General features: G+C 70.9%; 9 protein-coding genes. All 9 read left to right on the forward strand.

The window, feature by feature from the left end; genetic code table 11:
• A partial coding sequence (locus tag H0X00_RS16015; RefSeq protein ID WP_293772773.1) for a Trp biosynthesis-associated membrane protein occupies positions 1-217 on the forward strand: 217 nt, incomplete at its 5' end.
• Positions 218-370: 153 nt separating this feature from the next.
• Positions 371-1,186 carry an indole-3-glycerol phosphate synthase TrpC gene (gene trpC, locus H0X00_RS16020; protein WP_367186664.1) on the forward strand — a complete coding sequence of 272 codons (816 nt, stop codon included), beginning with the start codon at positions 371-373 and terminating at the stop codon, positions 1,184-1,186.
• 4 nt (positions 1,187-1,190) lie between these two features.
• Complete coding sequence (gene trpB, locus H0X00_RS16025; protein WP_293772777.1) at positions 1,191-2,387, forward strand: tryptophan synthase subunit beta; 1,197 nt, start codon at positions 1,191-1,193, stop codon at positions 2,385-2,387.
• Entirely contained in the window at positions 2,384-3,184 is an 801-nt protein-coding gene (gene trpA, locus H0X00_RS16030; RefSeq protein ID WP_293772779.1) for a tryptophan synthase subunit alpha, read from the forward strand. Before trpB ends, trpA begins: the two co-directional genes overlap by 4 nt.
• 4 nt (positions 3,185-3,188) lie before the next feature.
• On the forward strand, positions 3,189-4,064 hold the full coding sequence (gene lgt, locus H0X00_RS16035) for a prolipoprotein diacylglyceryl transferase (protein WP_293772781.1): 876 nt from the start codon (positions 3,189-3,191) through the stop codon (positions 4,062-4,064).
• Positions 4,061-4,900, forward strand: coding sequence for a hypothetical protein (locus H0X00_RS16040; RefSeq protein WP_293772783.1), 840 nt, complete (start codon positions 4,061-4,063; stop codon positions 4,898-4,900). The genes lgt and H0X00_RS16040 overlap by 4 nt, the downstream gene beginning before the upstream one ends.
• Positions 4,901-4,976: 76 nt before the next feature.
• On the forward strand, positions 4,977-5,669 hold the full coding sequence (locus H0X00_RS16045) for a hypothetical protein (protein ID WP_293772785.1): 693 nt from the start codon (positions 4,977-4,979) through the stop codon (positions 5,667-5,669).
• 157 nt (positions 5,670-5,826) lie between these two features.
• Positions 5,827-10,383: a glutamate synthase large subunit gene (gene gltB / locus H0X00_RS16050; protein ID WP_293772787.1), complete on the forward strand. Its 4,557-nt coding sequence runs from the start codon at positions 5,827-5,829 to the stop codon at positions 10,381-10,383.
• The coding region (locus H0X00_RS16055; RefSeq protein WP_293772789.1) for a glutamate synthase subunit beta at positions 10,383-11,457 on the forward strand (1,075 nt) is incomplete at its 3' end. The genes gltB and H0X00_RS16055, both read left to right, overlap by 1 nt.

Consider the following 11,457-nt stretch of genomic DNA (forward strand, 5'->3'; position numbering starts at 1 on the left):
CGCCTGGCCCTGGCTGGCCGTCCTCGGCGGGCTGATGGTCACCGGCGCGGGCGCGGCGGCGGCCTGGCACGGCTCGCTCTGGCCGGCGATGTCCGCGCGTTACGACAAGCCGGTCGCAGCCGATCCGCCCCAGCAGCGCGAGCGCACCACCGAAGGTGACGGCGCGCTGGAGCAGTGGCGCGCGATGGACCGCGGCGAGGACCCGACCGCCCGCTGAGTGGCGCTCGACGTCCCGGCGGTACCCGGTGACACGGCCACCGTCAGGAGCACGCAGTAACCGGGACTACGATCGGGCGAACGTCGGCGATGACGCTCCCCAGCCGGCGGACAGGTCCGAAGGACTGCCCAACTGATGATGGGAATCGCCCTGGTGTCCGTGCTCGACGAGATCCTCAGCGGGGTTCGCGAGGATCTGGTGCAGCGCCAGGAGAGCGTTTCGCTGGACGCCTTGAAAGAACTCGCTTCCCGGATGGCGCCGGCGCGGGATGCCCTTGCGGCACTGCGCGTGCCCGGGGTCGGGGTCATCGCCGAGGTGAAGCGCTCCAGCCCGTCCAAGGGCGCGCTGGCCGCGATCGCGGACCCGGCCCGCCTGGCCGCGGACTACGAGGCCGGGGGCGCGGCGGTGATTTCCGTGCTCACCGAGAAGCGGCGCTTCGGTGGCGAGCTCGCGGACCTGTCCGCGGTGCGCGCCAAGGTCGACGTGCCGATCCTGTGCAAGGACTTCATTTTCTCCAGCTACCAGCTCTGGGAGGCGCGTGCGCACGGCGCCGACCTCGCGTTGCTGATCGTCGCCGCGCTTGAGCAGAACGCGCTGGTCTCCCTCATCGAGCGCACCGAGTCCCTGGGCATGACGGCCCTGGTCGAGGTGCACACCGAGGAGGAGACCAAGCGCGCCGTGGACGCGGGCGCGAAGGTCGTCGGCGTCAACGCCCGCAACCTCAAGACCCTCGAGGTCGACCGGGACACCTTCGGCCGGCTCGCGCCGCTGATCCCCGCGACGGTGGTCAGCATCGCCGAGTCCGGGGTGCGCGGCCCGCACGACGTCATCGAGTACGGCCGTCAGGGGGCGGATGCGGTGCTGGTCGGCGAGAGCCTGGTGACCGGTGCCGACCCGCGGGCCGCGGTACGCGACCTGGTCGCCGCGGGCGCGCATCCCGCGCTGCAAAAAGACCGGCACTGTGGCTGACGCCGTGTCCGCTGCACGGCCGACCGGTGCGGACGGACAGTTCGGCGACTACGGCGGGCGGTACGTCCCCGAGGCTCTCATGGCCGCTCTCGACGAACTCACCGCCGAGTTCAACGCCGCCCAGGCCGACCCCAACTTCCGCGCCGAACTGTCCGGGCTGCTCGGCAGCTACACCGGCCGGCCGTCGCCGATCACCGAGGTGCCGCGCTTCGCCGAGCACGCCGGCGGCGCGCGCGTGCTGCTCAAGCGCGAGGACCTCAACCACACCGGCTCGCACAAGATCAACAACGTGCTCGGGCAGGCGCTGCTCACCAAGCGCATGGGCAAGACCCGGGTCATCGCCGAGACCGGCGCCGGCCAGCACGGCGTCGCGACCGCGACCGCGTGCGCGCTGATGGGCCTGGACTGTGTGGTCTACATGGGCCAGGAGGACACCCGCCGCCAGGCGCTCAACGTCGCCCGGATGAAGATGCTCGGCGCCGAGGTCATCCCGGTCACCACCGGCAGCAAGACCCTCAAGGACGCGATCAACGAGGCGATGCGCGACTGGGTCGCCAACGTCGAGAAGACGCACTACCTGCTCGGCACGGTCGCCGGCCCGCATCCGTTCCCGTACATGGTCCGCGAGTTCCATCGGGTGATCGGGCAGGAAGCCCGCGCCCAGGTGCTGGAACTGACCGGCCGACTGCCGGACGCGGTGTGCGCGTGCGTCGGCGGCGGCTCCAACGCGATCGGCATCTTCTACGACTTCATCCCCGACGCCGACGTGAAGCTCTTCGGTTTCGAGGCGGCCGGCGACGGTGTCGAGACCGGCCGGCATGCGGCCACCATCACGGGCGGAGCGCCCGGCGTGCTGCACGGCGCCCGCTCCTACCTGTTGCAGGACGACGAGGGCCAGACGATGGAGAGCCACTCCATCTCCGCCGGCCTGGACTACCCCGGCGTCGGTCCCGAGCACGCACATCTCGCGGACACCGGCCGGGCGACCTACCGCCCGGTGACCGACACCGAGGCGATGGACGCGTTCAAGCTGCTCTGCCGCACCGAGGGCATCATCCCGGCGATCGAGAGCTCGCACGCCCTCGCCGGCGCTCTCGTCGTCGGCCGCGAACTCGGCCCCGACTCGATCGTGCTGATCAACCTCTCGGGTCGCGGCGACAAGGACGTGGACACCGCCGCGACCTGGTTCGGCCTCACGTGAGCCGGGTCGCCGAAGCGTTCGCCAAGGCGGCCGCGGAGAACCGCGCCGCGCTGGTCGGCTACCTGCCCGCGGGTTTCCCCTCGAAGCAGGGCGGCATCGACGCGCTCTCCGCGATGGTCCGCGCCGGCGTCGACGTGGTCGAGGTCGGACTGCCCTACAGCGACCCGGTGCTCGACGGCCCGACCATCCAGCAGGCGGCCGACCGGGCGTTGCAGGGCGGAACTCGGATCGCCGACGTGCTGGCCACCGTGGAGGCCGTCGCCGCCACCGGTGCCGCGACCGTCGTGATGACCTACTGGAACCCGGTGCTCCGGTACGGCGCGGAGCGGTTCGCCGCCGACCTCGCCGCCGCCGGGGGAGCAGGGTTGATCACCCCCGACCTCACCCCGGACTCCGGCGCGGACTGGCTGGCCGCCTCCGACGCCCGCGACCTGGACCGGATCTTCCTGGTGGCGCCGTCCTCGTCCCCGGAGCGGATCGCACTGACCGTGGCGGCCTGCCGAGGCTTCGTCTACGCCACCGCCGTGATGGGCGTGACCGGCGCCCGGTCGCAGACCTCGGTCGCCGCGCCGCCGCTGGTCGCGCGGATCCGGGAGGCCACCGACCTGCCCATCGGCGTCGGGCTCGGCGTCTCCAACGGCGTCCAGGCCGCCGAGGTGGCCGGCTACGCCGACGGCGTCATCGTCGGCTCCGCGTTCGTCCGCAAACTGCTCGACGCCCCCGACCTCGCCGCCGGTGTCGCCGGGTGCGCCGACCTGGCGGCGGACCTGGCGTCGGGCGTCCGCAGTCGGAGCTGATCCGATGTACCTGGCCTCCATTCCCAGCCCGTCCCAGGGCGTCTGGCACCTCGGCGGGTTCCCGATCCGTGGCTACGCGCTGTGCATCGTGGTCGGGATCCTGATCGCCATCGTGGTCGGCGATAAGCGTTTGGTTGCCCGCGGTGGCAAGGCCGGCCAGATCGGCGACATCGCCATGTGGGCGGTGCCGTTCGGCATCGTCGGCGGCCGGCTATACCACGTGATCACCACCCCGGACGGGTACTTCGGAGACGGCGGCCACCCCGTCGACGCTCTCAAGATCTGGGAGGGCGGCCTCGGCATCTGGGGCGCGGTCGTCGTCGGCTCCCTGGGCGGCTGGATCGGCGCGCGTCGCGCCGGGCTCGCCTGGCCTCCGGTCGCGGACGCCGTGTTTCCCGGGGTCGTGCTGGCCCAGGCCATGGGGCGCTGGGGCAACTGGTTCAACCAGGAGCTCTACGGCAAGCCCACCGACCTGCCGTGGGCGCTGGAGATCGACCCGGACAACCGGCCCAAGGCCACCCCGGACGCGGCGACCTACCACCCGACGTTCCTCTACGAGTCGCTGTGGTGCCTGCTGGTGGCAGGCCTGCTGATCTGGGCCGACCGCCGGTTCAACATGGGCCGCGGCCAGGTGTTCGCGCTCTACGTGGCCGCCTACTGCACCGGCCGGTTCTGGATCGAGTCGCTGCGGGTCGACGAGGCGCACCACATCGCCGGCATGCGCCTGAACAACTGGGTCTCGATCGTGCTGTTCATCGCCGCGGTCGCCTACCTCGTCATCTCCCGCCGGCGCGGCGACCGCCGCGAGCCGACGCCGTACCTGGTCGGTCGCGAGACCGGTTCGGAGGCAGTCCCCAAGGGCGTGGAGGACTACCGGTGAGGGTTCGCCCCCGGCTGGTCGTTCCCTTCTCTGCCGTCCTGGTGGCCGTGCCGGTGGCCGGCTGCGGCGACTCCGGCGGGAGCGGTGACGACGCGGAGATCACCGAACTGGCCCGGGTCGTGGTCACCGCCCGCCAGGGCGACGAGGTCTGCCGCACCCGCCTCACCGAGGACTTCGTCCGCACCGCGTTCGGGGACGTGGACGTCTGCGTGACCTCCGGCATCAGCGACGACCCCGCCGACGTCGCCACCGGAGCGAGCGTCACCGACATCGAGGTCGACGGCGACACCGCCACCGCGGTGGTCGCGGAGCAGGGCGGTCAGGCGGACGGTGCCCGGGGCACGTGGGCCTTCGCCCGCGAGGCCGAGGGCTGGCGGGTCGCGGAATGGCGGATCGACTACCTACGGTCGACGTTCGCGGCCGAGATCGGCCCGGCCTACCGCCCGGCCGGCCCGGAGGACCCGTTCGCGGACCCGGCGGCGCGGGCCTGCGTGAGTGGGAAGTTCCAGGCTCTGGCTGACCCGGAGTTCCGCTCCACGGCGTTCGAGATCCTCCGTGGGTCCCAGGCCGGCGAGGCCACCCTCCGGGGCTGGTACAACGACTGCGTCCCTGGGGCCAAGGGCGTGTCCACCCTGCGGCGGGACTTCGAGGAGGTCCTGCGCCAGGCCGACATCCCGGCGGAGGTCATCGACTGCGCCGTCCTCAAACTGCGCGAGACGGTCACGGACGCGGAGATCCGCACGATGGGGAAGAGCGGTGCAGCGGCGCCCCCGCCCGCCGTGCAGAAGCGGATCGAGAAGGCCACCGTCGAGTGCATCGAGTCGACGCAGGCCTGACCGGGTGCGCACGGTTGATTTCCGGTTACCTGCTGTCGATAGCGTGGCCTGCAGGTTCTCGACACGGGGAGACGGGATGTCGACAACGAGTCTCGCGGCCACGCTCTTGCTGGGCCTCGTGCTCACCGCGGGGTGCGACGACGGCGGGGGCGTGAGTTACCCGGCGGACTCCGAACCCGTCGCCAGCGAGGCGGACGAGCTCGCGATCAGCGAGCTCGCGAACAAGGTGGTGGCCGGTACGAGCACCGGGCAGATCTGCAACGTGCTGCTGGCCAAGGAGATGGTCGAGGAGTTCTACGCGACCAAGCCGACCTGCCGGCGCCTGGTCGCGGCCCGGCCGGGCGACGCCCCGGGGGTCGCGACCGTGGAGGACGTCGACGTCGAGGGGGCGCGGGGGACCGCCTCGGTCACCGCCCAGGGCGGTGCGGCCGACGGCGCGACCGGGACCTGGAACTTCGTCCGGACCCCGACCGGCTGGCAGGTCGAGGGCTGGAGCGTGGAGTACGTCCGCTCCGTCGTGGTCGCGTTGTTCGGCCCCCGCTACGAGCCGGACGGCGACGACGATCCTTTGGGCACCCAGGCGGTTCGGGTCTGCGTCAACGGGCGGTTCCAGGACAAGGACGACACCGAGTTCCTGGCGGCCGCGAAGACCTACTTGCGTGGCGGGAAACCCGCCGAGAAGCTGCTGGCCGAGGCGGTCGCTGCTTGCTCGGACACGGAGGCGGACACCGACAGCGACACCGATGCCGAGGCTGACTCCGAGGGTTGAATCAGGGTCAAAAGCCTGATGAGGGGCCTGCGGAGCGTGAGGTAGGCTACAAAACCGCCGCTGGGCCAGTGCCGTCCCGCAGTGCCTACGAGTCGTCCGCCCGATGACTCGCCCCTGCTGTTCACACAGCGCTCGGACCCGAATCCAGGAGTGGCTCATGCCTGCGGCCGCACCACATGGACACCGTCCGGTTCCACAGGGCCTCTACACCGGCCGTAACGAGCACGACGCCTGCGGCGTCGCGTTTGTCGCGACCATGACCGGGATCCCGTCCTACGACATCGTCGCGAAAGCCCTGGTTGCGTTACGCAACCTGGAGCACCGCGGTGCTGCCGGCTCCGACCCGGACTCCGGCGACGGCGCCGGCATCCTGACCCAGGTCCCGGACGCCTTCTTCCGCGAGGTCGTCGACTTCGAGCTGCCGGCAGCCGGCAAGTACGCCGTCGGCATGGCGTTTCTGCCGAAGGACAAGGTCGCCCGCGCGCAGGCCGAGACCGACATTGAGGCGATGGCCCCCCAGGAGGGCCTCGTCGTCCTTGGCTGGCGCGACGTGCCGGTCAGCCCAGCCCTGCTCGGCGCGGGCTCCCGCGCGACCGTCCCGGTGTTCCGGCAGCTGTTCGTGGCCTCCGCGGAGGACTGGGCGGCCGGTGCCTACTACGCCGGCGACGACGGTCTGGGTCTGGAGCGGGCCGCGTTCGTGCTGCGCAAGCGCGCCGAGCGCGAGGCCGGTGTCTACTTCCCGAGCCTGAGCTGCCGCACCACGGTCTACAAGGGAATGCTGACGACCGGTCAGCTGGAGCCGTTCTTCCCGGACCTGTCCGACCGCCGCTTCCTGTCGGCGATCGCGCTGGTGCACTCCCGATTCTCCACCAACACCTTCCCGTCCTGGGAGCTCTCGCACCCGTACCGGTACATCGCGCACAACGGCGAGATCAACACCGTGATGGGCAACCGCAACTGGATGCGGGCCCGGGAGTCCCAGCTCGTCACCGACCTCATCCCCGGTGACCTGAACCGCATCTTCCCGATCTGCACGCCGGGCGCGAGTGACTCGGCCAGCTTCGACGAGGTCCTCGAACTGCTGCACCTCGGTGGGCGTTCCCTGCCGCACGCGGTGCTGATGATGATCCCGGAGGCCTGGGAGAACAACCCGGACATGGACCCGTCCCGGCGGGCCTTCTACGAGTTCCACTCCACGGTCATGGAGCCCTGGGACGGCCCGGCCTGCGTCTCCTTCACCGACGGCACGCTGGTCGGCGCGGTGCTCGACCGCAACGGGCTGCGCCCGTCCCGGTACTGGGTCACCGACGACGGACTGGTCGTGCTGGCCTCCGAGGTCGGCGTGCTCGACATCGACCCGGCCAGCGTGGTCCGCAAGGGCCGCCTGCAGCCCGGCCGCATGTTCCTCGTCGACACGGTCTCGCACCGCATCGTCGAGGACGAGGAGATCAAGACGGCGCTCGCCGCCGAGCGGCCGTACGACGAATGGCTGCACGCCGGGCTCATCACCCTCGAGCAGCTGCCCGAGCGTGAGCACATCGTGCACACCCATTCCTCGGTGACGCGGCGTCAGCAGACCTTCGGCTACACCGAGGAGGAGCTGCGCATCCTGCTCGTCCCGATGGCCAGCAACGCCATGGAGCCGATCGGCTCGATGGGCACCGACACCCCGATCGCGGTGCTCTCCGCGCGGCCCCGGCTGCTCTTCGACTACTTCACCCAGCTCTTCGCCCAGGTGACCAACCCGCCGCTGGACGCGATCCGCGAGGAGCTCGTCACCTCGCTGTCGACCGCGGTCGGCCCCGAGGTCAACGTGCTCACCTCCTCGCCGAGTCACTGCCGCCAGGTGGGCCTGTCGTTCCCGGTGATCGACAACGACGAGCTGGCCAAACTCGTCCACATCAACGCCGACGGCGACAAGCCCGGCCTGAAGTCGGTCAACATCACCGCCCTCTACGAGGTCGACGGCGGCGGCGAGGCCCTCGAGGCGCGCCTCGACGAGATCTGCGCCGAGGCCTCGGGCGCGATCGCCGACGGCGCCCGGATCATCGTGCTCTCCGACCGGCACTCCGACTCCGAGAACGCACCGATCCCGTCGCTGCTGCTGACCGGCGCGGTGCACCACCACCTGATCCGGGAGAAGACCCGCACCCAGGTCGGACTGGTGGTCGAGGCCGGTGATGTCCGCGAGGTCCACCACGTCGCGCTGCTGGTCGGGTTCGGCGCGTCCGCCGTCAACCCGTACCTGGCGATGGAGACCGTCGAGGACCTCGCCAACGCCGAGGTGATGCTGACCATCGAGCCGGAGAAGGCGGTCCGCAACCTGGTCAAGGCGCTCGGCAAGGGCGTCCTGAAGGTGATGTCCAAGATGGGCGTCTCGACCGTGGCGTCCTACCACGGTGCGCAGATCTTCGAGGCGATCGGCCTGTCCCAGGAGCTGGTCGACCGGTACTTCACCGGCGCCACCTCCCAGCTCGGCGGCATCGGGCTCGACGTCGTCGCCGAGGAGGTCCGCCGCCGGCACCGCATCGCCTACCCGCTGGGCGGGATCTCGGCCGCGCACCGCAAGCTCGAGATCGGCGGCGAGTACCAGTGGCGCCGCGAGGGCGAACCGCACCTGTTCGACCCGGACACCGTCTTCCGGCTGCAGCACTCCACCCGCGAGCGCCGCTACGACCTGTTCAAGCTCTACACCGAGCGGGTCGACGAGCAGTCCAAGCGGCTGATGACGCTGCGCGGCCTGTTCGACCTCAAGTCCGGTGCCCGCCCGCCGGTGCCCCTCGACGAGGTCGAGCCGGTCAGCGAGATCGTCAAGCGCTTCAACACCGGCGCGATGAGCTATGGCTCGATCTCGAAGGAGGCGCACGAGACCCTCGCGATCGCGATGAACCGTCTCGGCGGCCGTTCCAACACCGGTGAGGGCGGCGAGGACGCCGAGCGGCTCTACGACCCGACCCGCCGCTCGGCGGTCAAGCAGGTTGCTTCCGGCCGCTTCGGCGTCACCGCGGAGTACCTGACCAACGCCGACGACATCCAGATCAAGATGGCGCAGGGCGCCAAGCCCGGCGAGGGCGGGCAGCTGCCCGGCAACAAGGTCTACCCGTGGATCGCCAAGACCCGGCACTCCACCCCGGGCGTGGGCCTGATCTCGCCGCCGCCGCACCACGACATCTACTCGATCGAGGACCTCGCCCAGCTCATCCACGACCTGAAGAACGCCAACCCGGCGGCCCGCGTCCACGTGAAGCTGGTGGCCGAGGTCGGCGTGGGCACGGTCGCGGCCGGGGTGTCCAAGGCGCACGCCGACGTGGTGCTGATTTCCGGGCACGACGGTGGCACCGGCGCCTCGCCGCTGACCTCGCTCAAGCACGCCGGCGCCCCGTGGGAGCTCGGCCTGGCCGAGACCCAGCAGACCCTGCTGCTCAACGGGCTGCGCGACCGGATCGTGGTGCAGACCGACGGTCAGCTCAAGACCGGCCGCGACGTCGTCATCGCCGCCCTGCTCGGGGCGGAGGAGTACGGCTTCGCCTCGGCGCCGCTGGTGGTCTCCGGCTGCATCATGATGCGGGTCTGCCACCTGGACACCTGCCCGGTCGGCATCGCCACCCAGAACCCGGTGCTGCGCGAGCGGTACTCCGGTCAGGCCGACTTCGTGGTGACCTTCTTCGAGTACGTCGCCGAGGAGGTACGCGAGATCCTGGCGGCGCTGGGCTTCCGCACCCTGAACGAGGCCATCGGCCACGCGGACATGATCGACACCTCCGCCGCGGTCGAGCACTGGAAGGCGAGCGGTCTGGACCTGAGCCCGATCCTGCACGTGCCGGACCTGCCCGAGGGCGCGTCGCGGTACTGCACGACCACGCAGGACCACGGCCTGGACAAGGCGCTCGACAACCACCTGATCCAGATCTGCCACGACGCCATCGAGAATGCGGCGCCGGTGCGGGCGCAGGTCGCGATCCGCAACGTCAACCGCACGGTCGGCACCATGCTCGGCCACGAAGTGACGAAGCGTCACGGCGGCGCCGGCCTGCCCGACGGGACGATCGACATCACCTTCACCGGCTCGGCCGGGCAGTCCTTCGGGTCCTTCGTCCCGGCGGGCATCACGCTGCGGTTGGAGGGTGACTCCAACGACTACGTGGGCAAGGGCCTGTCCGGCGGACGGATCGTGATCCGGCCGGACCGCTCGGCGCCCTTCGCCGCCGAGGACAACGTGATCGCCGGCAACACCATCGCCTACGGCGCGACCGGCGGCGAGATCTACCTGCGCGGCCGGGTCGGCGAACGCTTCTGTGTCCGCAACTCCGGGGCCACCGCGGTCGTCGAGGGCGTCGGTGACCACGCGTGTGAGTACATGACCGGTGGCCGCGTGGTGATCCTCGGCGAGACCGGCCGCAATGTCGGTGCGGGCATGTCCGGTGGCATCGCCTACGTGCTCGACCTGGACACCTCCGACGTCAACCGCGAGATGGTGGACCTGGAGGCACCGGGCGCGGAGGACCTGGAGTTCCTGCAGGCCACCATCGCCCGCCACGGCGAGGAGACGGGTTCGCCGGTGGCCGAGGTGCTGCTGGCCGACTGGGATCCAGGCCGGTTCACCAAGGTGATGCCGCGGGACTACAAGCGGGTGCTCGAAGCGGCGGCCACGGCTGCCGAACAGGGACTGAGCGAGACCGAGACGGTCGCGATGATGATGGGGGCGAGTTCCTGATGGCTGACCCCCGTGGGTTCCTGACCACCGGCCGCGAAGTCGCCGCCCGGCGCCCGGTGGCCGAGCGGCTCGGTGACTGGAACGAGGTCTACCCCGAGGAGGGGCTGGGGCGCGCGCTGCTGCCGATCATCACCAAGCAGGCCGGACGCTGCATGGACTGCGGCATCCCGTTCTGCCACGCCGGCTGCCCGCTGGGCAACCTGATCCCGGAGTGGAACGACCTGGTCTGGCGCGGTGACTGGCGCGAGGCGATCGAGCGCCTGCACGCGACCAACAACTTCCCGGAGTTCACCGGCCGGCTGTGTCCCGCGCCCTGCGAGCCGGCCTGCGTGCTCGGCATCAACTCCGAACCGGTGACGATCAAGAACGTCGAGGTCTCGATCATCGACCGGGCCTGGTCCGACGGCCTGGTCACCCCGCAGCCGCCGGAGCGGCTCTCCAGCAAGACCGTCGCCGTCATCGGCTCCGGGCCGGCCGGTCTGGCCGCGGCTCAGCAGCTGACCCGGGTCGGGCACACCGTGGCCGTGTACGAGCGCGCCGACCGCATCGGCGGCCTGCTGCGCTACGGCATCCCCGAGTTCAAGATGGAGAAGCGCTACCTCGACCGCCGGCTGCGCCAGATGAAGGCCGAGGGGACCAAGTTCCGGCCCGGCGTGAACGTCGGGGTCGACATCACCGCCGAGCAGCTGCAGGCCAAGTTCGACGCGGTCGTCATCGCGGTCGGCGCCACGGAGGCTCGTGACCTTCCGGCGCCCGGCCGGGAGCTGAACGGCATCCACCAGGCGATGGAGTACCTGCCGTGGGGGAACAAGGTCTGTGAGGGCGACCTCGAGGTCTCGCCCATCAGCGCCGAGGGCAAGCACGTGGTGATCATCGGTGGCGGTGACACCGGGGCGGACTGTCTCGGGACCGCGCACCGGCAGAAGCCGCTCACCGTCACCCAGCTGGAGATCATGCCGACGCCGCCGGACGCGCGACCGGCCGCGCAGCCCTGGCCGACCTACCCGATGGTGATGCGCACCGCGAGCGCCCACGAAGAGGGCGGCGACCGCGTCTACTCGGTGTCGACGAAGC

The sequence above is a fragment of the Sporichthya sp. genome, from assembly GCF_013815995.1.
Classification (GTDB): Bacteria; Actinomycetota; Actinomycetes; order Sporichthyales; family Sporichthyaceae; genus Sporichthya.

What these genes read in the sequence shown, in the direction of transcription:
- lgt (WP_293772781.1), top strand. Translation starts at nt 3,189, where the DNA reads ATGTACCTGGCCTCCATTCCCAGCCCGTCCCAGGGCGTCTGGCACCTC.
- H0X00_RS16045 (WP_293772785.1), top strand. Translation starts at nt 4,977, where the DNA reads ATGTCGACAACGAGTCTCGCGGCCACGCTCTTGCTGGGCCTCGTGCTC.
- gltB (WP_293772787.1), top strand. Translation starts at nt 5,827, where the DNA reads ATGCCTGCGGCCGCACCACATGGACACCGTCCGGTTCCACAGGGCCTC.